A 21,472-nucleotide genomic window follows, 5' to 3' on the forward strand; every position below is an offset into this window, starting at 1 on the left:
GGTATAATCAGAGATCAGCACGCATCAGCCGGGTGGAATTATCATTAAGCTCAATTCCGCCGTTTTTCCCGACAATGACCGTACCGCCAAGGTTACACAGATGATAACCAAAGGCACAATTCGGTTCAAATGCAAAGCTCATCCCTGCCTTCAGCACCAGTTCCCGGCCGGGATTCGGCAGACGCTCTACTTTGCGGTAACGGGATACCAGCGGCAGCGATTCAATCCCCGGCGCAGTACCAAACCCGATCGGACCATACGGATTGATGCTGTGGATCAGCGGATGCACATGCCAGCCGCCGGAAGCCAGCAACGGTTTTTCCATCTCATCGACCACTTCCCCGAATGTCACACCCTCTTTCAGATATGACACCCCGATGTCATAACATTCCCGGGCGACCTGTGCCGCTTTCTCCAGCTGAGGATGAATGTTACCGACCGCAACCGCCGCCTGATGCTGGGTTTCATACATTCCGTACAGTGCGAAAATTTCTGACAACACAATATCACCGCGCTCAATCTCCCGGGGTTTCTGTGAGCGGTACTGCCAGGCAGGCTGACCCCAGCCGATATATTCCGGGCCGGACCCCATCAGGATCTCCGCCGTAAATCCCCCCGCAGATAAACAGGTGGCAGTGACTGCCGCCGCAATATCTGCCTCACTGTTTCCCGGTACTGCTGTCACACGCATGGCTTCACTCATCGCTTCACCGATGGCGGCAGCGTGACGGATATGTGCCAGCTCTTCCTCACTTTTTACGGAAGCGCGGACAAAAAAGTCACGGTAAACCGGTACAATCGCCGCCTGCGGATACGCTTCTTTAATCCCGGTCAGGGTATTGAACGGCATCGCACCGTCAAAATAGAACGGCGGATACGGCTCCAGCCCGATCACGCCGATTTGCGCCGTCGCCGGTACATTCATCTCCCGGAACAGTGCCCCGATATTACGTCCGGTTTTACCGACCATAATCTGTGACGGCGACAACCACTGATTGTCCCCCCGTAATGCGGCCTGCATATGGTCAGCAATCATCATCGGTGCAAATGTCACCACAACCGGGTCATTGTCCTGATAAAAGATCACCACAGACCCGAGGCGGTCATTGGTAAAATAGTGATCCACGCAGAACGGTGCCGGAGCAGCAGATTCCCGGTCACCATAAACAATCAGAACATCCAGATTACGCTGGCGCATGATGTCACGCGCCAGATCCCAGCGGCGATCCCGCTCCTGTAAAGAGAACCCTGCCGGTATTGCTGTGTTTGCTGTTTTCATAAGTCACCTCCTGTTAATTCATTTGAATGAATTAACATCGTAGTGAATGATCCGAAATCCGTCAATGACAAGATCCGGATCAACACCTAGCTTCCCCGCTACGCGGGGCTCGTTCACCCGATGGAAATACGCGAAGGCGGATTATGCAATGCGGAAAAACGGATTTTCTTATTTAACTTTTCACAATAATCCTCTCCGGAAAAAAGAAAATGAAGACTCCCTTAATTCTTTATGATGAACCGGATTAATTCAATTTAAGCTATTAATCACTATTTTTTCTGATAATAGTAATAACAACGGTACTGTAAAGGAAAAAACAATGAATACAAATCAGAGTGATATCGATAAAGCCGCAGCAAAAATCATCAAAGGCATGGAGCGTATTAACCGCTTTACGGATAATTACACTGCATATCTTTCAGAAAAAGACAAGATGCAACTGATCCGGCTGACAGAAGAATTACAAAAAAAACTTAATCCGGGAAAATAATAAATTTATTTCCTGTTGATGAACCGTTTAAACTTCAAAAAACACCACCATAACAAACTGATTTTAAACAATAAATTAAATATCATTAACTATGGTGAAATATCAGGATTTGTCAGTTTTCTGGAGATTTGAAAATATTGCCACTGTTTATGTATATCCCGTTGTGCGGCGAAAAAAACAGGAATATGTTTCATCCATACCCGCTGAGCAGGTATAAATACTCCCGTAATCCTGAGGATATCATAATGAAACATTCAGCCCTTATTGTTGCAACTCTGGCCGGTTTATTCTCTTTCGGTGCAATGGCATCGACTCCGGCACCGGCAGTTTCCGCGGCACATTCCGGTATTACCGCCACTAAAGCGGACAGCCATGCAAAAGCCGTAAAACACGAAGCAAAAGTAAAAAGTGAAAAAGGAAAAAAAGCGAAAAAAGTTAAAGAGGAAAAACAGGGCGCAATCTGATCATTATAATGGTGTTATCCGCGGATTAAACCGGCGCCATACCGGGGCCGTAAAAAAACCTCCCGTTCATGCGGGAGGTTTTCCTTTCTTCTTCATTACCCGTTATCAAATCACTAACGCAACAATAAAGATAATGAGTGCCATGCAGGTGAAGAAACCAATAGGGTATACCATCGTACTTTTCGTCATTGGTGACATGATCGATTCTCCTGTAAACCTTACTTAGTATCTGACAAACAAAGAACCCGCAGATATTTAAGGATATCCGGAGATATAAGTAAAGCTGATAGATCACAAAATCAACCGGCAACCCGCACCCTGTTAATTCGCTGCAGATTATTACTTTTCGGCGGAGATATCCTGCTTACTGCACAACCACCATCACCAAAAGCACAAATATCAGCAACGCCAGATAAGATTTAGCATAGAGTTTATCCGGGATCCGGCCAATCAGCGGCGCGCTGAGTTTTTGCCCCAGCCAGGATCCGGCAATCAGTAACATAAAAGCCTGAATATCCACATAACCGGCAAAACCGCTGCCGAATGCCGCCGTTTCATGGCGGGCCAGCAAAATATAAGTCAGCGTACCGGCCAGTGCCATCGGCAAAGACAGCGGATTAGCCATTGCCGTCGCCTGTGCCATTTCCGCACCACGGCGGCGCATCAGCGGAACGGTCATCACACTGCCGCCCACCCCCAGAAATGCAGCCACCACACCAATCACAGTACCGGCCACCGCAACAGCACCCGCTGACATTGTCCGCAGATGAGATCCTGACTGTGTCATAAAGCCGGGGCGGAAAATACTGTCCAGAATAGTGATAGCAAGGTAAGCAATAAACATCCACTTAACCCATAGCCCCTGAACTGCAATCGCCAGCAGCGCACCGGCTACCGCACCGGCAGCAATATATCCCGCCAGCGGGCGTACCTGCGGCCAGTTAATCATTCCGGCGCGGTGCTGACGAAGGGTTGCCATTGACGCGCTGAATATCATCACTCCGGTGGATGTTGCCACTGCAATATTCATAGCCGCCGCTGCGGTATGGCTGTCTGCCGTGGCTGTTAACAATGCATAAAGCAGCGGAACAATAAAAAATCCGCCGCCAAAACCAAACAATACCGTTGTCGACCCGACAATACAGCCACACGCAAATAAGAGTAAAAACACAGAAACCGCCCCGCTGAACATAATTGTTACCCATACTATAAACAGCAGACGGGCAATCTGCTTTTGCATGCAGGACAACCGGTATTGTATTTCAGCCAGGATGCCATTCTCAGAAATAATAAATGTCTGAGTTCCGGATCCGCAGAAACCGGGGATTAACAGCAGTTTGACAGTGATTTAATCAGATACAGCTCTCCTGACACATCACACTTCTCAAAAATAATATAATCAGGATAAATTTCGTTTTTAATCCAGACTCTTACGCTAAAAAAACAATTATTCTCCGCAACATTGTAACCGGATAAATCAGCGGATAACTCAGGAAAATAGTGATCAAGCAAGGCTATCACGCATTTATTTTTGACTGATTTCATGACATCACCTCATTTAACAGGAAATGCACTTTATTTAATTTACTGTTTTTATTAGAATAATCAATCAAAATATAATAAAGGGGGGATCATGATAGAAAATCATCTTAACATTTTCATAAAAGCAGCCTTTATTGAGAATATGGCACTAAGTTTTTTCCTCGGAATGTGTACCTTCCTTGCCGTATCCAAAGAGGTTAATACCTCTTTTAAACTCGGGCTGACCGTCGTTTTTCTTCTGACCGTTGCCACACCAATCAACAACTTAATTTATCATTACCTGCTGTCTGATGGCGCAATTATTAAGGGTATCGATCTCTCTTTTCTGTCATTTGTTACTTTTATTGCTGTTTTGGCTGCTTTGGTTCAGATTCTGGAAATGTTTCTTGATAAATTCATTCCGTCCCTCTATCACTCACTCGGTGTTTTTCTGCCTCTGCTGACTATCCACTGCGCTATTTTCGGCGCCACCATTTTTATGATTGAACGGCATTATACCTTTACTGAAGCCATTACATACGGTGCAGGCTGCGGTATAGGCTGGCTGCTGGCCATTACGGCGCTCGCAGGATTAAGGGAGAAAATGAAGTATTCAGATATTCCGGCTGGATTACGCGGGCTGGGTATTACCTTTATCTCCGCCGGGCTGATGTCTCTCGGTTTTATGTCATTTTCCGGTATTTCTCTGTAAATATAAAAGGCTCACTGATATTGACAGAGCAACCATCAGGAGCCTTCGTTTAATTTACCGGTATTGATCAGGTCAAATCTTTAATCACTTCAGAAGGGCCATTTTTCTGTACAGACGCGATACCATTCATTGCCCCCTGCTTTGAGGCATACATTTCGCTGGTGGCGATAATTTCATGGTTTCCGGCTTTCAGAACGAAATAGTACGGCTGCGGTATATCTTTGGTTGATTTTTTTAACTCGTAATACCCCATAACAAGCTCCTCGGTTGAAAATCATGTTAATACGGCAAATCATAATGACGATTTCAGTATAGTCACTAATACGTAAAAACAGGAAATAAAAACCGGAAAAGATAAAATCGCTGATATTCAGCGGCCAATCATCAATAAGTAAGGGGTATTATCACAGATAAAATGACCGGCTTCTTTCATACCGGATTTCAGATGTGCACGAACCGAACGTTCATTATCCTGATTAATAAAGGCAACCGGTTTTCCGCTGTTTTCTGCACATAGCCGCTGATACAGCGCCGGTAAAATTCCCTGTCCGCGATAATCTGCCGCAATACAGACCGGGCCGTAAAACCAGTTATTTTCCAGTAACTCACCGAATTGCTGTGAAATCACCGCGGTCACCGGCGATATTTGTGCGGACTGTACCGGAAAACTGAACACCACCCCGGCAATCACGTCATCATCCTGTGCAATAATCACCGTCAGTGCATGCGCAAACATATTTTCAACTTTCTGCAGGGGATATTCCCCCAGCAATCCGCCCTGCCGTGACTGAGCATTCTCCTGTAATAATGCAGCTACCTGCCCGCAATCTGTATTAACCATCTGCCGGTAACAAATCATGTTTCCTCCCTTTTTTGTCCCCGTAAACAAAAAGCCACCGGATTAACCGATGGCATATTAAGGAAATTCAGTCATCTTCCGGCGGATCTTTAAGAAGCTGGTGGATTTCTTCTTTCAGGCGTAATTTCTGTTTTTTCAGTTCCACCACTTCCTCACTGTAGCCGCTTCTGTCTGATTTTTCCAGACGGGCAATTTCATGATCGAGTTGATTGTGTTTATCAAACAGCGTGCGAAACTGATGACTATTTTGGCGAAGATGGGAGATCAAATCACGGTATTCCGGAAACATAACAACTTACCTCCTGTCAGTGACTATAGTGCCATCATCTGCGATTTCAGTTCGCAAATCAAAGGCCGGATTTAAAAAATTTGACATAGGTTTGCGGTTTAATACCGTATCCGTTTTGCACGAAGATTATGCAGCGACCGGCCGGACAAAAAATCAAGGGGTTATTGTTAAGGTCATGCTGGCTGATGGTTTTACTTCATAGAGCTGTTTTTCACTATTCCAGACAAATTCCGGCGATGCATACTGGCCATATGCATAAGAAGGAAATTTCGCAGGCTTATAAGAAAAATCACTATCGATGCCGGTATTTCTGCTCTCCTTTAATCCGGCTTTAAAAAGTTCATTCTGTTTATTTCGGCTTTTCTCTGCATCCTGTTCAAATTTCGAATGCCCGGCAAGCATATAGGTCGGCTTACCAGTCGTCTTATTCATAAGGTTTTCAGGTGTTTTTTTGGTGGCGACGGTTAATTCAGCGTTAGTTTTATTGCCTGCTTCAGCACATCCGACAAGAAGACATAATGACAAATGAGATATAACTACATAATGCATAAGGTTAATTCCTGATAATTGAACGCAAGCATTATTACATAAGATTATTTTATATGTAAACACAATGAAAAATAACATTGAGTTATCAACTGATAATACCACCTGAGGCTAAGTAAAATATAAGATGAATTCCACCACCATTATTTCTATTTGTAAAATAAATAACTGCTATTTATTCATTCAATAGCTAATTACTTCATCAAAATAAGTCTTTTAATATTTTAATCAGTTGTGAGGATTTCCTGTTCCCGCCTGTGAGATTAGTGCGTTCTGTTATACGCCCGCACAAATATATTCGTCATATATAAGCTGATACTGATAGGCCTGAGCATTCCAATGCTGTTTATTTCAATATGTCGCGGGATTATGGGAGCACTTGGCTACGGTACTGTATTAATAAATGGGGAGTCAGTCACCGGTATTACGGCTCTGCCGGCTTCTGTACTGATTGGTACGCTGTTTATTGGTGCGTTTACTGTTATTTCCGTCCTTTAAAAAGATTCGTGGCAAGAACGCCTTCTAACAGCGTGCAGTCAGGGCAAAGAAAGAGACTTCCGGGATAATTTAAGTCAGAAAATCCCATTTTTAAAAGATACAGTGTATTTTTCATGATAATCAGGGCGCTTCCCTCTCATAACAGCCCGCTGCTGTTCATGCACCGGTGCCCTGTCAGCACGACCAAACAAATCAGTGAAACAGCAGCTTTATGCATGACATATTACTCATTTTAAGATGTATTCCGGAAATTTATCAGGCCCGGATGGTTATAACAACCATATGAATAATAAGGAATAATATAAATTGTATTTCAGGAAACAGAAAAGACAGTTCTGAATATATTAAGCAGCGCCGGAAACTCAGTATATCCTTCCCTGTCCAGAAAATGTCCGGCGTTATTTTCAACAATAACCTGAGTCTGCAACGACTCCGCCAGCGTTTTCGATGCCTGCGGGCTGACCACCCAGTCGTCGGAAGATATGACTGAAATTCGTTTATCAGAAATCTCTGTCAGCTTAGTATAATCCAGAGGATACTGAACATGCGCCTCCAGCTCAGGTAATGTTTCCTGACTGCAATCAAAGCCGGAGACTAAAATATAACCACCCAGTTTTGTCCCTTCCGGAATATGTTCGGCGATATATCGCAGCACCGTAATACAACCAAGACTGTGTCCGACAAAAATTGTATTTCCATCCGCTGTTATATTGTTGCTGATAAGGCATTGCTGCCATTTTTGCGGATCGGGAGAATGCGGTTCCGGCATCGCAGGAACGGCAACTGTGGCACCACGCAATTCCAGTTCTTTTTTTAACCACGGAAACCAGTTATCTGCCGGTGATGCAGTATAACCGTGAACAATAATAACGTTTTTTCCTTTCACTCTCAGCCCCGGCATTCAGGTTGAATTTTCAACATATTGGTTTTATCTGACTGTTTTAATATAACATTTTCCATCATATTTTTAGCCGTTTTTTTAGTTGCTTCAGCTAAGAGACACAAAACCATTTTCTATAAAAATCTGTTGTGATTCAGTCTGTAACAGGTAATCAGCGAAAGTCTGAGCCAGCGGCGACATTAAGGCCATACAATATATTGCCTTAATATTATCTGCTTCCGGAATAGCGATTGTCGCGAGCCCGGGAAGTTCTGACGTTTTTTTCTGATAGTGCCGGTAACCAATAAATACATCTGCCTGATGAGAATGAATCAGCCACTGAGACGCCACTTGTCCTGCGGGGATCACCGGGGAATTTTTTCCGCCCACCAGATGCCGTGTACGATTGCGGATATTTTCCGCCAGTTCCGGATCGGCTTTACTGAGTTCAGAATAAAACTGCACCACATAATCCCCACAGGGATCATCAACCGGCGTTGAGGTACCGATAATTAAATCCGGAGCACGCAGTAATTGCTGCCAGTCAGGATACTGTTCAGCTAATTCAGTAGTGGTGGTGATCCCTAAGTAATTGGCAATAAAAGGCTCAACCCTGAATACGATATTATTCCGGAGTAATGCTTCCGGATGTGCCCGATCCGCGGACAAAAACAGGTCACACTTTACCCCGGATTCAATTTTTTTCTGCAATAAACCTGCCGGACCAAAATCACAGGTTACCGGCGGTATTTTATTACCGGAATAACCGGTTAAAATGGCAGTCAGTGCTCCCCGCAGACTGCCGGCCGCCATAATATGCATTAATGACTGCCCTGATATTGAGTGCGATAGAATTTCTGATACCAGTTATTCACTCTTGCATCCACATCAATATCGGCAAATTTCTGCGGATACAATTTAGCCGCCATCCAAAGCTCACCGATTGCCATCGCTTCCGGCATAGGATATCCCCAGGCTTTGGCATATTCCGGCATTAAATAAACACGTTTGTTTTTCACTGCATCAATAACCTGCCAGCGGGGGTCGTTATTAATTTCGTCAACAACGCCCGGGTAGCGATCCTGAATAAAAATAACTTCCGGGTTCCAGCTGATAACCTGCTCGAGAGAAACCTGTTTATACCCCTTAATGGTCGCAGCGGCAACATTCATTGCGCCGGCATGCTGCATCATTAAACCGGTATATTTTCCTGAGCCGTAAGTGGTTAAATCCGGGTTTGCCATATAAGCCCGGACACGCTGATTTTCAGGAATATCTTTCAGGCGACGGGCGACTATATCCCTGCTGTCAAAGGTTTGTTTAATCAGCTCTTTTGCATTGTCCGGCTTATTAACGATATCACCAATCAGGGTAATCCCTTCTTTCAGCCCGTCATTGTAGGCTTGCTCTTCATTATCAAGCTCAGGATTCACATTATTCTTAGCGTGGCTGCTGTTGTCTTTCTGCAGTGAAATGGCGATAACCGGGATACCCACCTGCGTAATTTTATCGATCATTTCCTGTGGCGCATAATTAGTGACAAAAACCACCTGCGGTTTCAGCTGCACCAGACTTTCAAGATTGACACTTTTCAGATCGCCTACATTGGGCACTTTCACTAGTTCAGGCGCCAGCCGTTCATAATTTTGACCGAGCTGCTCACGCCAGTTTCCCATCACACCCACAATTTTGTCCGTTGCATCCAGCTGAACCAGTAAATTCAGTGTCTGATGCTGAAGAACAGCCACGCGCTCAACATGATCATCAATAACAACCTTGCGCCCCAGCTGATCTGTCAACTCCCGCGCCGCCTGGCCGGAGAATGAAAAAATGACAGCAATAAACCCAATCAGATACTTTTTCATCATTATTACCCACTATAACCGATATATACTTTGTTATATATCGGTTGATTTCATGGGTCAACTGTTTCCGGGGGTATTACTGCGCAGGAATGCGATATTCTGCATGCCAGTAAATGCCCCGGAAACCAAAAACCTGCCTGAACATAAAAATCAGCAACAAACAGATAAATATCATAATGATCACAGCGAAGATTGGATAAAGGTACAAAATAAAAATTTAATATATGGGCTCCGAAATAACGGAACATGCGAACTATCAAGAAATTACGGAGAGTTGATCCTGTAAATTATCGTTACCAGGTCAGTCTGTAACTATCATCAATTAATGACTTCAGTTCTTCACTGCTGAATTCAGCATCCAGTATTATCGTAACCCAGTGTTCTTTGTTCATGTGATACGCAGGATAGATGCCATCCTTTAAGCGGAGAGAGCCAACCATTTCCGGTACAGCTTTAACATTAACAATATCCACTACTTTCTCTGCGTCTCCGGCGCCTATTTTATCAGCAGATACTGACATTATGATAGCAAACCATTTGGCATTTCCGTGGTGCCTGAATACCGCATAATCCGGATATTTAATCCACGGATAGTCAGGGGCTGAGCCGTAATTAGTCCGGATATATTCAATCAGATCGTTCTTTTTCATATCAGCACCTTAAGTAAATCATCAATGGCTATGTCAGATACCGATATTACAGCATTTATCATGGCGCTCTGATATATCCTGTTTTTATGCAGTGATATTTTTGTACAAATTAAAACCAGCTCACAATATATTAAGCTGGCTTTATTGTGTATTTATCATACTTAAATAAGAATGATATTCATTTTTTATATGGTAATGAATAACATTTATGATTTTATTTTTTGCATTATCAGATTGCTAAAGGCTCCATATATACAAAGGAGCTTTTTACTGATTCAGTATAATCATTCTGAGCTTCAGGAAACAGATATTCATAAGACACATGAAATATATTTATTATCTTAAATACAACACTGACATCTATTTTATTAACACCCCGTTCATACCTTGACAACTGCTGCTGTGAGACCCCCAGCATTTTAGCTAACATCTTTGTAGTCAAGCCATTACGGTGTCTTAGGTCGCGGATATTCTGCCCTACAATAAAATTAATATCTTTCATTATGAACCTCCTGATAAACATATATTAAAGGTAAAACATAATATGCTGACTGACAAACCAAGCTATCAACAAAAAATATACAACTCAGAATAATTATCCAAAAATAAAAGACATTGACGTGAAAAAATCTTAAATTATTGTTTAACGACAAGCAAAAAGACCAATTAACCCCATTGGCCTTAATTATAAACCTAATACCAAGTATTTATACTTGTTTATATTACGTTTAACTTTTGGCAGGTATATTCGGTTGCAGAAGTCGCAAGTATCCCTTCCGTTAATCAATTTGCCCGGCAATAGCCGGGCTGTTTTTTTTCAGTTGTATCTGCTATTAATAATAGCCATCGGTTATCGTGTTTATTTACCACCAGCAAATACCGTACTCTGTGCCTGCAGAAACTCTGCCGAAAGATAAGTTACAGAATACTTTTGATGCTCTCAGCAAGTGTTGTTGTTGGTCGTCCAATCAGTTTACTCAGAGTATGACTATCATCGAACAATCCTCCTTCGGACGCACCAATGTCAGAGTAAGCAAGCATCTCAGACAATTTATCAGGCAAGCCCGCATTTTTCAGTGCAGCAACAAAATCAGCCTGACTTAAATTCTGATACACAACACTCTTTCCGCTCTGTTCAGTCAGTTCTTTCGCCAGGTGGCTTAATGTCCACGCCTCATCTCCGGCAAGCTCATACACCTTACCCGCATGCCCGTCTTCACTGATAACACGGGCGGCAACCGCCGCATAATCAGCTCTGGCTGCGGAAGCGATTTTTCCGTCTCCGGCCGCACCAATAAAGACACCATGCTCAAGCGCAGCAGGCACACTGGCCAGATAGTTTTCCGTATACCAGCCATTGCGCAAAAGGGTATACAGGATACCGGAATCAGCCAGCATTTTTTCTGTTTCCACATGCTCAGTATGCAAACTCAGCGGAGAGGTATCGGCATGTAACAAACTGGTATAGGCAATAAATTTCACATTGGCTGATTTTGCAGCATTAATCACATTACGATGCTGCGTGACTCGCTGCCCGATTTCGCTGGAGGAAATCAGAAGCAGTTTCTCAACCCCCTGTAACGCCCTGATTAATGATGCTTCATCATTGTAATCAGCCTGACGTACAGAAATACCTTTCCGGCTCAGGGATGCACCTTTTGCCGGATTACGGACAATCGCCACAATCTGGCCTGCCGGGACTGTTTGCAGAAGGTTTTCAATAACATGTTGGCCCAGGAGGCCTGTTGCACCGGTAATCGCAATCATAAGATAGCTCCTTAATGTATCACTTGTGTTTCGTTAACATAACACCTAGACTTACTTAAAGTAAGTACATACAAAAAGGTAAGTGCAACGTGGCAGCTTCAACATTATCCCAACAGTTACGCGACGGTAATTTATTTGCCGCGCAATGCCCTTCCCGGGAAATTCTTAAACATGTAACAAGCCGCTGGGGGATACTGATTTTAATTTCCCTTCGTGACGGGACACACCGTTTCAGCGATTTACGACGCAAAATCGGCGGAATAAGTGAGAAAATGTTAGCTCAGTCATTACAGGCGCTGGAACAGGATGGCTTCATTAATCGCGTGTCATATCCGGTATTACCGCCCCACGTCGAGTATACACTGACCGATTCCGGTGAACAGATAAGTGAAAAAGTCGCCATACTGGCAGACTGGATAGAAATAAATCTTCCGGACATACTGGCGCAAAAGGAAAGCAAAACAGTATAGTTATTTACGCTGCTGATGCTCCGGTCGTCAGGCATTATTCCGGCTGCTTTGCAGCCCGCTGAATGTCTTTCAGTATCCGCTTTCCTGTCAATTATCCTCCGTCGGATAATTGACAGGAAAATACCGTAACCGGGTGATATGTTTTAAAGGGGTTAAAATGAGTCAGAATGTATAAAATATGTTTTATTTCATGCCGTTACCCTGATAGCATTAAGCACTGACACTTTGCAATACAGGACTGTTTATATGCACAAAACTAAGGCATTATTATTTATCGTCTTCTTTTTCCTGGTAGCAGGCTGTTCACCAAAAACCAGGCACCAGCCGGAACAAAATGTATGCGTAATCAAAATGGATACGCCGGAAGGGAACCAGCCCGGGAAAATAGATCAGGTCGATGGAATCAGCCCTGAGTGCAGAGCTGTCGAAAAATCAATAAGCAAAGCTATTTGACTTGTTTACCCTGCATATAAAACCAAAATTATCACATCACTAAAAATATATAACCTGATAATAAAAAAGCCTCACCGAAGTGAGGCTTGCACTGTTGTTATACCTTTAATCCACATAAATACTATTAACAACAGCGCACTATATATATCGTATCAATATTATCATTTTCAAGCCCTGTGGAACCCACCGTTCTGACGGTTTCCACAGGGTAAACAGAATAAAAAATTAAGCCTTGGTATCTTTATTTTCAATAGCGATTAACTGTGGCTTTTCTTCTTCCGGAATTTCATACTCTATATCCAATGTCAATAATCCGCAGGATAACTCTGCATTTTGGATTTTAACATTCTTACCAAGGTTAAATTCTAATGAAAACTGATTTTTTACTATCCCCTGATGTACCCATTTCTCTGATTCATTAACCACTTCAGCAGGCTGTTTGCCCTGAATACTGAGCTTGCCGCCTTTCAGTGATACCTCAAGATCATCGTCCCTGTAGCCGGGAACACTAACCGTCAGCTGATAACGCGCATCATTTAATTGCTTCAGGTTATACGGATGTTCTGAGGTTATTGGTCTGTTGCCCGTAAGCTGGCTGAATAAACGATCCATCTGATCAAAACGCGTTGACAGCAAGCTGTCAGATAATGCCGGAAATAATGAAAAAGAACTAATGTTCTGCATAATTCCTCCTTCAGTATTTCAATTTACTATTGATTATATACCACTGCTTTTCTTATCCGTGTACGTTATCTATATAAGGATAGTGTCTGAATTTTCAATATACAGCTTACACTTCTTTACAAAGATGGTATATAACAAAAAATCCCGCAAATACGGGATATCAGCTTATAAGTAATGAGACAGACATATAACGCTTACTGCGTCAGCCTGTAACTATCATCAATCAGTGATTTCAGTTCCCCGCTGTTAAACTTTCCATCCAGTATTATTGTGACCCAATGTTCTTTATTCATATGATATGCAGGATAGACGCCCTCCTTTAAGCGGAGAGAACCCACCAGTTAGGGCGCAACCTTAACATTAATAATACCCGCCACCGTCTTTGCGTCTCCGGCACCTATTTTATCAGCAGATACTGACATAATAAGAGCAAACCACCCGGAATTCCCCCGGTGCCTGAATACGGCATAATCCGGATATTTAATCCACGGATAATCAGGGGATGTCCCGTAGTTATGCTGAATATAATCAATCAGATCGTTCTTTTTCATACCAGTACCTTAAGCAAACCATCAATCGCTATAGTTAACGCCTGATATGACATCTAGGCAAGCTGGTAACAAGGAAATGGATGAACAGCACGTATATAAACCCCGTGATTGCGGGTTTGAATGTCCGTTCGGTATTGATTGATGTATTCAAAGAGGCACAGCATGCCAGTGAAGTTCCGACGGGATATAACCCGGCGCAGGCAACCAAACAGCCACGAAACAGAATAAAACGCGAACGGCTTTCACTGGAAGAATGGCAGGCGATATTCAGCCAAGCGGAGGATTACCCCCATTATCTGAGATGCGGAATGCTGTTGGCTGTCGTAACGGGACAGCGCCTGGGAGATATTTCTGATATGAAGTTTTCGGATGTATGGGACGACATGCTCCACATCGAACAGGAAAAGACTGGCGTAAAATTGGCTATCCCTCTCTCACTGAGATGTCAGGCGATAGGTATATCATTACGCGAAGTTATTACTTTTTTCCGGGATCGTGTCGTCAGTAAATACTTGGTTCATTATCAGCACACCACAGGCGCAAAAAGGAGAAAAAGTAACAGCCAATACGCTGACTACAACTTTCCGGAAAGCCAGGGATAAATGCGGAATAAAATGGGATGAAGGAGCAGTACCGACATTTCATGAAATGCGGTCATTATCGGAACATTTGTACCGGCAACAGGGAATTAACACCAAAAATCTGTTAGGTCATAAAAACCAGCAGCAAACCGATAAATATCATGATGATCGTGGCAAAGATTGGATAAAGGTGTTGATATAATGTTTTATTGATCCATAGTTGAATTCATATACCTGTTTTCTAGGATACTGTCTAATTTTTCGGGGGAATTACCACCTCAGCATTGACTAATCTAAAAATAATGACAAAAAAGTAACAATTTACTGGCATAGGGTAGATATAACTAGCAATAATATGTAATACAAATTAATTATCAATAAATAAGCTCTAATCTCATATTTAGTTATACAAGAGAAGGCGTACTGAAAAACGTATAGGTGTTATAACTCTTAGAAGGAACGTTCATGAAGCTTGTATCTGTAGAAATAGAAAATATTCGCTGTTACAAGGACCCTGTCAAAGTTCAGATTGATGATCTTACTACCTTTATTGGAAAAAATGATATCGGAAAGTCTACGGTCTTAGAAGCTTTAGAGATCTTTTTTAACAATGATACCGTGAAAATCAGTCAAGACGATGCAAACATCTCTAACGCGAATAAATTAGTATGCATTACCTGTGAATTTACGAATCTTCCAGACAGAATAATCCTAGATAGTGGGTATGATACTACTCTAAAAGATGAGTATTTATTGACGTCTGAGTCAACCTTGAAAATTAAAAAGGTTTTTGATTGCGGGAAGAAAAGCATAAGTTGTGATGTTTTTATTATTGCTCAGCACCCTACTGCTGCTGGTATAAATAACTTACTTGAACTTAAAGAAAAAGACCTTCAGAAAATAATAAAAGACCAAGGTATTGCTAGTGCCCTCAAAGGCAATCCTCTAATGCGAAGGGCTATATGGGACACTGTTGGAAACCTAGAACTTCAAGAAGTCGAGATCCCCGTGACAAAACCTAAAGAAGACAGTAAAAGGGTCTGGGATCAGCTCGACAAGTATTTACCATTATTTGCTTTGTTTCAAAGTGACAGAAGTAGTAAAGATTCAGATGGTGAGGTTCAAGATCCTATGAAGGCGGCTGTTGCTACCGCAATAGCTGAAGTTCAGGATGATATCGAACGAATTCAACAGAGAGTAAAAGCCCGAACTGAAGAGATTGCTAATAATACTCACAAAGCACTTGAAACGATAGATAAAACTCTAGCATCAGAACTGGTACCAGATTTTACCCCTCCAACTCCAGCAAAATGGATAGGATTATTTTCCGTGAGCCTTAGTACAGATGGCATACCATTAAATAAGCGTGGGAGCGGTGTACGGCGGTTGGTCTTAGTTAGCTTCTTTAAAGCTGAAGCAGAAAGACTCCTCACTCAAAGTAGCAAAAAAGGAATCATTTACGCTGTCGAGGAACCTGAAACCGCTCAGCATCCCAACAATCAAAAAATACTTCAACAGGCCTTTTTAGATCTTGCGAATGAACATAATTGTCAAGTCATACTTACGACCCATAGTCCTGGATTTGCCAGCGACCTCCCAATTGAAGGTATTCGTTTCGTAACACGAAATGAAAATGCAAAACCTTGTATTGAAAGTGGTGTAGATGTACTCGGAAAAGTAGCAGAAGCCCTTGGAGTGACGCCAGATAGCCGAGTTAAGTTAATTTGCTGTGTTGAAGGCCCGACAGATGTCAAAGCACTAAAAGCGCTAAGTCATGCATTACACTTAGAAGACAATTCGATACCTGATTTAACTAGTGATGATAGAGTCGCTTTCGTTGTTCTTGGCGGCGGCAATTTAAAACATTGGGTGAATGATAATTATCTGAAAGGTTTCGGACGCCCTGAATTGCACATCTACGATGCAGATGTGTCAAGCTATGTTGATATAATTGAAAAAGTAAATACTCGTGGGGACGGTTCAATCGGTTTTATTACAGAAAAATATGAAATTGAGAGTTATCTGCACTCGGATGCAATCAAAGCGGCTTTTGATGTAGATGTTGTTGTAACAGATCAACCAAATGCAGAGGGAAAAGCAACGCCTAAAATTTTCGCGGAAGTATATTCTGCTGCACAGGGATATGATGGCATTATGAAAGACAACAATGCCAAAATTCGTCTTGCTGAAAGAGCTTTTCCACTTATGACTGCGGACTTAATTCATGAAAGAGATCCGAACGGAGAGGTAAAAAAGTGGTTCACTACAATGATTAGTTTTCTAAACTAGAGCAACTAGTTATAACCAGTCATAGTACCCGAACGGGGTGTAAGTATTCCGCCTTTTATTTCACCCCACACACATCTAAACCTAAAGTCTGTACAGATGTTAGTTGAAGGAGAATACTTTGAATCTGAGCAAAGATGGCTATCCACAGGGGCCGTTATTACGTGCAGTATGGGAGTGTTGTGATGAGCTCTATGAGAAACTAGGTCGAGCTCCCTCCCGACAGGAATTTTATAACGAAATTGACAAACGCGAACCACATCGCATAGGTATTAGTACACATTCTCGCCAATGGGGAGAGTGGATGCGCCATCATAATTTCTCAACATATGTAGCTAGTGTGCCGGGTATTATCCCTGAAGAAATGCACTCTCCACAATATCTCCGTGTATGGTATGCCGTGACACAACTCGGTTCAGCCTCTGCCGCTGATATTGTCAAGTGGATCCATAATAGCAACGCCCCTTTGAAAGAGACCGAGATTCGCATTCAGCTGGATGCATTAACTGTTAATAGCAATTCCCGACATCGATATCTTGGTAGTCGTACTAGCGCTCGTAGTGACTTGGGTAACCCATGCGACTTGTTATTTCGTACGGGAAACCTACGAAATACACGATATGAACTATATACCCAGGAACTGCACGGTACATGGGACATTGGCGAAGATGGTAGAACACCGATTCAGATAGCTGTTCCAAGACCATGTGATCGACTAGTGGTTGAGGTAAGAGATGAACTATTCACTGAATTACCTGTGGATGAAGGTGACTTTCGTCTGAAGGCTCTACGTGAAGTTATTGTTCGGGAAGGACAACCCGTATTTAGACGAAAGCTCATTGAAGCTTATGAGGGCAAATGTGCGGTTACAGGTTGTTCGATCCAGGTGTTGCTTGAGGCTGCCCATATCACCCCCTATGCAGGTGCCTGGCATACCCGAGCTCAGCATGGACTGTTACTCAAAACAGACATTCATACTCTTTTTGACCGTGGTTTGCTCTGGATTGATACCGACTTTAAAATAAGGATATCAGAACGGCTAGCCGGGACAGAATATGCAGAGTTGAATGGTCGATGCCTAATGTTACCAAAAGATAAAAAAAACTGGCCATTAACAACTCATTTGATAAATCATCGGCAATATTGGAATGAAAAACATAATGACGATGAACGCACATAGCCCAATAACGTCCGTTCCTCGTTCAAAGCAACCACGCTTGCTTAAAATCCCCATTCATCTGAACCTAAAACCCACCAAAAACCGTACAAATTTTATACCGTTTTGGGGAAGAGTTTTGGGGATGTTTTGGGGAAGATTTTCAGTGGTTAAAAAAAGAACGGGAACCAATAAGTTCCCGTTAACTATTTTACTGTAAACTGAATTACATGTGCTTGATGATTGCGTCACCAAACTCTGAGCATTTCAGCAATTTAGCGCCTTCCATCAGACGTTCGAAATCGTAAGTGACGGTCTTGGCAGCGATTGCCCCTTCCATTCCTTTAACGATTAAATCAGCAGCCTCAAACCAGCCCATGTGGCGCAGCAGTAGATTTACATCAATCTCATAACCATCTGATTTAAATCATGAAATAGTTCCCAGATTATTACCTGACATAAATAATTGTTCTTTTTTCAACTAATTGATTAATTTACATTTAGTCTTGGTTTTGATAACCAGCAATTCCACAAAAACACTAAATGACTCTTGTGGAAATTACATACCCTTCTATCGATTAATACTTTACGATAACCCTTTGTCCTAATGATACTCCACTACTTTCACCACATATAGCTGGTTAGTATTCAATGTGTCCTCATAAGATAGTATTTATATTTTATGCTCACACCCTCGATCTCCAGTTAGATTCTGAGATAACGCAGCTATAATTGGTTTACATGTATTTTTATTTAATATTTCAAATTTAGCTATGTTAGTAGATACTACGTATAAGATTTGAATTACACTAAAAGTAACACTGCTGATTCTAAGATAAGGGACAATAATCAATGTCATGATCATAATGAAAGAGTGACCAGATAGCCTACAAAGATAGCTAATAACGAAGCACCATTCAGTACGTTTGTTCGGCCTGATGAAAATGAAATATGACTCAGTAATAATGCCGTACTTAGTATCATAATATGGGGAACATCCAAACCAAAAATAATGGTTTGGCCTGTAATTAGGGAAATAATTGCCACTACTGGTACTGTTAAAGATATTGTAGCAAGTACTGACCCAAAAAATATATTAATAGCTCGTTGTACTTGATTCAAAAGCACCGCTTTAATAGCACCAACACCCTCTGGTGATAAAATAAGGAGTGCGATCAAAAATCCGGTTATCTGTTTTGGCGCATTAAGAACCGTTAATAATGATTCCAGCGTGATAGCATTCATTTTGGTTACAGTGATAACGGCAATTAGGTGAATAACCAACCATATCCCGTGTCTGGTAGTACTGTACTTGGATGTAATATCATGTTGGGAGGCGTTATCCATATCATCTTCATATTCATAAATAAATAAATCTTTATGAGTATGTGTTTGAATAACCAGAAAAACACCATACATTATAGCTGAGACTGCTGCAAAAATTATTACCTGAACTACTGAGAAATTTTCTTCTGGCAATGTAGAAGGGAAAACAAGAACAAGCATTGCTAATGGGATGATAGCTATCAAATATTGTTTTATTCCAACCAAATTGACATATTGAGTTGCAAACCGATAACCTCCCAGTAAGAGAGAAATCCCTACTAAACCTGTTATTACAATCATGATCACTGAATATAGCGTATCACGCATCAATTCTGGTGCAGCCCCTCCAGTTGCCATTAATGCGGAGATCAAACTTACTTCCAAAATAACTACTGATAAACTTAATACCAATGATCCATAGGGCTCACCTAACCGATGAGCCAGAACATCTGCATGTCGAACAACACTAAACGCACTGAATAGAATAGCAATTAAGGAAATTATATTAACCAAAACAATAACTAATAAGTCATTTGTCTTTCCAAAAAAAAATAAAATAACAATAGCTAAAAACGAGAATATCAATGATGTTTCTTTATGACGCGATTTTTTTCGTTTCATTACATTCATAAAAATCCCTCAATTGCACATAGTTTTATTTCTTTTAAAAATAATACAATTTAAGTTCATATACAACTAAATAGAGGCTTCACACGACAATCATTAGAAAAATTAATATATATTTATCTTTCGATGCCATCTGCTACATTAGAAAGGATTTTTATGGAAGATTCCGGATTGCAATTTGAATAAATCATTTATTAGTGCTATTTTATTTGTTAGAATATTAATTAGAAGTGAAACCATTTAATATCCTGATAGAACATTTAAAAATTAAATACAAATCACCTCTATAATAAAAAATAACTTAGGATATTTGAATATGACAAACCAAAATAAAATCCCTTTTTACGCTTTACTATCATGTATTGGAGGATTTACTGATGCCAGTTCCTTTATTCTTTTAAAAACATTTACAGGGCATCTAACTGGTAATAGTATACTTAGTTTAATTTATCTTACAACATTTAATTGGTCCATGTTAATACTTACATTAGTATCAATATTTGGGTTTTTATTAGGCACAATATTCGGCTATAAATTTAGATTAAAAAATGAAGACCAAAAATCACAGACTTATATTTTATTATTTACTTTATGTATAATAACATTAGTATTCTCTATTTGTTTTTTATTTAATGAGATTGATAATAACTATATATTTACTATTGCAATAAGTTTATCGATGGGAATACAGAATGGTAATTTTTCAAATTTCAATAACACAGGGATACATACAACATACATCACTGGAATGTCTACTAATTTAATTGGAACATTATTAAAATCACCACAATGTAATAATGAAAAAAAAATCTACTTATGTCTTATTGCATCTTTTATTTTGGGAGGTATTTTAGGTAGCATCTTATCAATTAACTTTGGCTATGCGGGTTTTTCATTCATTATTGTCATTATCATTACAGCTATTTTATTTAGTTTTCACTTACAAAAAAACCATAACTAACATGAGATTAATGAAACCAAACAACTCACTGAATATATTAAAATTTAATTTCACTTAAGTAAAAATCATGGCATAGTTATTTTAATCATGACAAAGAAATTTAATTTACCAGTGGTACCAGCTCCCCTCATATTATTACCTATAACAGGATATTTTGACCTAATCATATATCATTTTTTTACACAATATACACAGTTTCAAATTCCATACAAACACAAGGGCGGATTGATTCCCGCAACACAGTTTACCGTCCTGGTAGAAAATACACTAATCTTCCGGGGTAATGTCTTTCAGCCTTGGTACAGAGGATGTTTTACCAAAGACATAAAAAATGAAAAACGAGCCAGTTATATAAAATACAGTTGCAAATTAGTAGCAGACTGCGCCGAAAACCGGGAGGCGCAGTTTACCCTGAGCTTTCACCGGTTCTGCTATCTGAATGATGCGGAACTGCGTTTGAAGGCCATCACAACCCCTTCCCTCAGAACCACATGTGCCCTGCCTCTATGCCTGACTCCCACTTCAATTTCTATTTTCACATTCTTTCGTCCACGAGG

At 41.2% G+C, this 21,472-nt stretch carries 25 protein-coding genes and 2 pseudogenes; 10 read left to right on the forward strand and 17 right to left on the reverse strand.

The genetic code is table 11. The annotated features are described in order from the left end of the window. Positions 1 to 7: 7 nt before the first annotated feature. Complete coding sequence (locus ACSBQN_RS08280) at positions 8 to 1,279, reverse strand: M24 family metallopeptidase (protein WP_354633246.1); 1,272 nt, start codon at positions 1,277 to 1,279, stop codon at positions 8 to 10. A 319-nt stretch (positions 1,280 to 1,598) separates the two neighbouring features. Here ACSBQN_RS08280 and ACSBQN_RS08285 point away from each other — a divergent pair, with 319 nt between their 5' ends. Both ACSBQN_RS08285 and ACSBQN_RS08290 read left to right on the forward strand, forming a co-directional pair. Continuing rightward, positions 1,599 to 1,769 carry a hypothetical protein gene (locus ACSBQN_RS08285; protein WP_024473391.1) on the forward strand — a complete coding sequence of 57 codons (171 nt, stop codon included), beginning with the start codon at positions 1,599 to 1,601 and terminating at the stop codon, positions 1,767 to 1,769. 245 nt (positions 1,770 to 2,014) lie between these two features. Next, entirely contained in the window at positions 2,015 to 2,233 is a 219-nt protein-coding gene (locus ACSBQN_RS08290; RefSeq protein WP_004235049.1) for a hypothetical protein, read from the forward strand. A gap of 364 nt (positions 2,234 to 2,597) precedes the next feature. On the opposite strand, the gene ACSBQN_RS08295 is transcribed toward ACSBQN_RS08290, so the two are convergent. Further along, on the reverse strand, positions 2,598 to 3,473 hold the full coding sequence (locus ACSBQN_RS08295; RefSeq protein WP_080740560.1) for a sulfite exporter TauE/SafE family protein: 876 nt from the start codon (positions 3,471 to 3,473) through the stop codon (positions 2,598 to 2,600). 393 nt (positions 3,474 to 3,866) lie between these two features. Here ACSBQN_RS08295 and nqrE point away from each other — a divergent pair, with 393 nt between their 5' ends. After that, positions 3,867 to 4,466, forward strand: a complete 600-nt coding sequence (gene nqrE, locus ACSBQN_RS08300; RefSeq protein WP_141650256.1) for an NADH:ubiquinone reductase (Na(+)-transporting) subunit E — start codon at positions 3,867 to 3,869, stop codon at positions 4,464 to 4,466. A gap of 67 nt (positions 4,467 to 4,533) precedes the next feature. Here nqrE and ACSBQN_RS08305 read toward each other — a convergent pair whose 3' ends face one another. From ACSBQN_RS08305 to ACSBQN_RS08355, 11 genes are all read right to left on the reverse strand, one after another. Further along, complete coding sequence (locus ACSBQN_RS08305; RefSeq protein WP_024473395.1) at positions 4,534 to 4,719, reverse strand: YegP family protein; 186 nt, start codon at positions 4,717 to 4,719, stop codon at positions 4,534 to 4,536. Positions 4,720 to 4,836: 117 nt separating this feature from the next. Continuing rightward, on the reverse strand, positions 4,837 to 5,325 hold the full coding sequence (locus ACSBQN_RS08310; RefSeq protein ID WP_052116567.1) for a GNAT family N-acetyltransferase: 489 nt from the start codon (positions 5,323 to 5,325) through the stop codon (positions 4,837 to 4,839). 67 nt (positions 5,326 to 5,392) lie between these two features. Next, the gene (locus ACSBQN_RS08315; RefSeq protein WP_004239807.1) at positions 5,393 to 5,614 is read right to left on the reverse strand and encodes a YdcH family protein; all 222 of its coding nucleotides are present in this window, start codon (positions 5,612 to 5,614) and stop codon (positions 5,393 to 5,395) included. 153 nt (positions 5,615 to 5,767) lie between these two features. Further along, entirely contained in the window at positions 5,768 to 6,163 is a 396-nt protein-coding gene (locus ACSBQN_RS08320) for a hypothetical protein (RefSeq protein WP_024473397.1), read from the reverse strand. A gap of 478 nt (positions 6,164 to 6,641) precedes the next feature. Beyond that, complete coding sequence (locus ACSBQN_RS08325) at positions 6,642 to 6,773, reverse strand: DUF3088 family protein (protein WP_141650257.1); 132 nt, start codon at positions 6,771 to 6,773, stop codon at positions 6,642 to 6,644. 198 nt (positions 6,774 to 6,971) lie between these two features. Next, entirely contained in the window at positions 6,972 to 7,544 is a 573-nt protein-coding gene (locus ACSBQN_RS08330) for an RBBP9/YdeN family alpha/beta hydrolase (protein WP_024473398.1), read from the reverse strand. A 102-nt stretch (positions 7,545 to 7,646) separates the two neighbouring features. Beyond that, entirely contained in the window at positions 7,647 to 8,360 is a 714-nt protein-coding gene (locus ACSBQN_RS08335; RefSeq protein WP_434991645.1) for a substrate-binding domain-containing protein, read from the reverse strand. Then, positions 8,360 to 9,406, reverse strand: a complete 1,047-nt coding sequence (locus ACSBQN_RS08340; protein WP_152695732.1) for an ABC transporter substrate-binding protein — start codon at positions 9,404 to 9,406, stop codon at positions 8,360 to 8,362. The genes ACSBQN_RS08335 and ACSBQN_RS08340 overlap by 1 nt, the downstream gene beginning before the upstream one ends. A gap of 290 nt (positions 9,407 to 9,696) precedes the next feature. After that, complete coding sequence (locus ACSBQN_RS08345; RefSeq protein ID WP_024473401.1) at positions 9,697 to 10,053, reverse strand: MmcQ/YjbR family DNA-binding protein; 357 nt, start codon at positions 10,051 to 10,053, stop codon at positions 9,697 to 9,699. Positions 10,054 to 10,282: 229 nt separating this feature from the next. Continuing rightward, positions 10,283 to 10,555 (reverse strand): helix-turn-helix domain-containing protein, encoded by a 273-nt coding sequence (locus ACSBQN_RS08350; protein ID WP_225904178.1) that lies wholly within the window; start codon positions 10,553 to 10,555, stop codon positions 10,283 to 10,285. A gap of 416 nt (positions 10,556 to 10,971) precedes the next feature. Beyond that, a complete protein-coding gene (locus ACSBQN_RS08355; RefSeq protein WP_024473403.1) occupies positions 10,972 to 11,820 on the reverse strand; it encodes an SDR family oxidoreductase in 849 nt (282 codons plus the stop codon). An 89-nt stretch (positions 11,821 to 11,909) separates the two neighbouring features. Here ACSBQN_RS08355 and ACSBQN_RS08360 point away from each other — a divergent pair, with 89 nt between their 5' ends. Together ACSBQN_RS08360 and ACSBQN_RS08365 are read left to right on the forward strand one after the other, a co-directional pair. Continuing rightward, positions 11,910 to 12,290 carry a winged helix-turn-helix transcriptional regulator gene (locus ACSBQN_RS08360; RefSeq protein ID WP_024473404.1) on the forward strand — a complete coding sequence of 127 codons (381 nt, stop codon included), beginning with the start codon at positions 11,910 to 11,912 and terminating at the stop codon, positions 12,288 to 12,290. A 246-nt stretch (positions 12,291 to 12,536) separates the two neighbouring features. Further along, complete coding sequence (locus tag ACSBQN_RS08365) at positions 12,537 to 12,743, forward strand: hypothetical protein (protein WP_024473405.1); 207 nt, start codon at positions 12,537 to 12,539, stop codon at positions 12,741 to 12,743. Between the two features lie 225 nt (positions 12,744 to 12,968). Here ACSBQN_RS08365 and ACSBQN_RS08370 read toward each other — a convergent pair whose 3' ends face one another. Both ACSBQN_RS08370 and ACSBQN_RS08375 read right to left on the reverse strand, forming a co-directional pair. Beyond that, a complete protein-coding gene (locus ACSBQN_RS08370; RefSeq protein ID WP_024473406.1) occupies positions 12,969 to 13,427 on the reverse strand; it encodes an Hsp20 family protein in 459 nt (152 codons plus the stop codon). A 194-nt stretch (positions 13,428 to 13,621) separates the two neighbouring features. Then, a complete protein-coding gene (locus ACSBQN_RS08375) occupies positions 13,622 to 13,765 on the reverse strand; it encodes an MmcQ/YjbR family DNA-binding protein (protein ID WP_225902579.1) in 144 nt (47 codons plus the stop codon). A gap of 293 nt (positions 13,766 to 14,058) precedes the next feature. Here ACSBQN_RS08375 and ACSBQN_RS08380 point away from each other — a divergent pair. The 3 genes and pseudogenes from ACSBQN_RS08380 to ACSBQN_RS08390 all read left to right on the forward strand — a co-directional run bounded on the left by ACSBQN_RS08380 (position 14,059) and on the right by ACSBQN_RS08390 (position 18,025). Beyond that, positions 14,059 to 14,761, forward strand: a pseudogene (locus ACSBQN_RS08380) (tyrosine-type recombinase/integrase). A gap of 263 nt (positions 14,762 to 15,024) precedes the next feature. Further along, positions 15,025 to 16,848 (forward strand): ATP-binding protein, encoded by a 1,824-nt coding sequence (locus ACSBQN_RS08385; RefSeq protein ID WP_354633244.1) that lies wholly within the window; start codon positions 15,025 to 15,027, stop codon positions 16,846 to 16,848. A 118-nt stretch (positions 16,849 to 16,966) separates the two neighbouring features. Then, positions 16,967 to 18,025 (forward strand): HNH endonuclease, encoded by a 1,059-nt coding sequence (locus ACSBQN_RS08390; RefSeq protein WP_354633243.1) that lies wholly within the window; start codon positions 16,967 to 16,969, stop codon positions 18,023 to 18,025. A 202-nt stretch (positions 18,026 to 18,227) separates the two neighbouring features. Here the strand turns inward: ACSBQN_RS08390 and ACSBQN_RS08395 are convergent. Next, positions 18,228 to 18,392: pseudogene (locus ACSBQN_RS08395) on the reverse strand (NADP-dependent isocitrate dehydrogenase); the annotation flags it as partial. A gap of 470 nt (positions 18,393 to 18,862) precedes the next feature. Beyond that, the gene (chaA, locus tag ACSBQN_RS08400; protein ID WP_214177236.1) at positions 18,863 to 19,957 is read right to left on the reverse strand and encodes a sodium-potassium/proton antiporter ChaA; all 1,095 of its coding nucleotides are present in this window, start codon (positions 19,955 to 19,957) and stop codon (positions 18,863 to 18,865) included. A gap of 313 nt (positions 19,958 to 20,270) precedes the next feature. Between chaA and ACSBQN_RS08405 the strand changes: the two genes are divergently transcribed. Together ACSBQN_RS08405 and ACSBQN_RS08410 are read left to right on the forward strand one after the other, a co-directional pair. Further along, positions 20,271 to 20,915 (forward strand): YoaK family protein, encoded by a 645-nt coding sequence (locus ACSBQN_RS08405; RefSeq protein WP_434991646.1) that lies wholly within the window; start codon positions 20,271 to 20,273, stop codon positions 20,913 to 20,915. An 87-nt stretch (positions 20,916 to 21,002) separates the two neighbouring features. Then, positions 21,003 to 21,472, forward strand: a 470-nt coding sequence (locus tag ACSBQN_RS08410; protein WP_434991647.1) for a hypothetical protein, incomplete at its 3' end; no start/stop codon positions are given.

Origin of the sequence: Morganella sp. B601 (assembly GCF_051172335.1) — a bacterium.
Classification (GTDB): domain Bacteria; phylum Pseudomonadota; class Gammaproteobacteria; order Enterobacterales; family Enterobacteriaceae; genus Morganella; species Morganella morganii.

Bases quoted from the DNA above. Each gene is read 5' to 3' on its own strand.
- ACSBQN_RS08280 (WP_354633246.1), bottom strand. From the start codon at position 1,279: ATGAAAACAGCAAACACAGCAATACCGGCAGGGTTCTCTTTACAGGAG.
- ACSBQN_RS08285 (WP_024473391.1), top strand. From the start codon at position 1,599: ATGAATACAAATCAGAGTGATATCGATAAAGCCGCAGCAAAAATCATC.
- ACSBQN_RS08290 (WP_004235049.1), top strand. From the start codon at position 2,015: ATGAAACATTCAGCCCTTATTGTTGCAACTCTGGCCGGTTTATTCTCT.
- ACSBQN_RS08295 (WP_080740560.1), bottom strand. From the start codon at position 3,473: ATGCAAAAGCAGATTGCCCGTCTGCTGTTTATAGTATGGGTAACAATT.
- nqrE (WP_141650256.1), top strand. From the start codon at position 3,867: ATGATAGAAAATCATCTTAACATTTTCATAAAAGCAGCCTTTATTGAG.
- ACSBQN_RS08305 (WP_024473395.1), bottom strand. From the start codon at position 4,719: ATGGGGTATTACGAGTTAAAAAAATCAACCAAAGATATACCGCAGCCG.
- ACSBQN_RS08310 (WP_052116567.1), bottom strand. From the start codon at position 5,325: ATGATTTGTTACCGGCAGATGGTTAATACAGATTGCGGGCAGGTAGCT.
- ACSBQN_RS08315 (WP_004239807.1), bottom strand. From the start codon at position 5,614: ATGTTTCCGGAATACCGTGATTTGATCTCCCATCTTCGCCAAAATAGT.
- ACSBQN_RS08320 (WP_024473397.1), bottom strand. From the start codon at position 6,163: ATGCATTATGTAGTTATATCTCATTTGTCATTATGTCTTCTTGTCGGA.
- ACSBQN_RS08325 (WP_141650257.1), bottom strand. From the start codon at position 6,773: ATGAAAAATACACTGTATCTTTTAAAAATGGGATTTTCTGACTTAAAT.
- ACSBQN_RS08335 (WP_434991645.1), bottom strand. From the start codon at position 8,360: ATGCATATTATGGCGGCCGGCAGTCTGCGGGGAGCACTGACTGCCATT.
- ACSBQN_RS08340 (WP_152695732.1), bottom strand. From the start codon at position 9,406: ATGATGAAAAAGTATCTGATTGGGTTTATTGCTGTCATTTTTTCATTC.
- ACSBQN_RS08345 (WP_024473401.1), bottom strand. From the start codon at position 10,053: ATGAAAAAGAACGATCTGATTGAATATATCCGGACTAATTACGGCTCA.
- ACSBQN_RS08350 (WP_225904178.1), bottom strand. From the start codon at position 10,555: ATGAAAGATATTAATTTTATTGTAGGGCAGAATATCCGCGACCTAAGA.
- ACSBQN_RS08355 (WP_024473403.1), bottom strand. From the start codon at position 11,820: ATGATTGCGATTACCGGTGCAACAGGCCTCCTGGGCCAACATGTTATT.
- ACSBQN_RS08365 (WP_024473405.1), top strand. From the start codon at position 12,537: ATGCACAAAACTAAGGCATTATTATTTATCGTCTTCTTTTTCCTGGTA.
- ACSBQN_RS08370 (WP_024473406.1), bottom strand. From the start codon at position 13,427: ATGCAGAACATTAGTTCTTTTTCATTATTTCCGGCATTATCTGACAGC.
- ACSBQN_RS08385 (WP_354633244.1), top strand. From the start codon at position 15,025: ATGAAGCTTGTATCTGTAGAAATAGAAAATATTCGCTGTTACAAGGAC.
- chaA (WP_214177236.1), bottom strand. From the start codon at position 19,957: ATGAATGTAATGAAACGAAAAAAATCGCGTCATAAAGAAACATCATTG.
- ACSBQN_RS08405 (WP_434991646.1), top strand. From the start codon at position 20,271: ATGACAAACCAAAATAAAATCCCTTTTTACGCTTTACTATCATGTATT.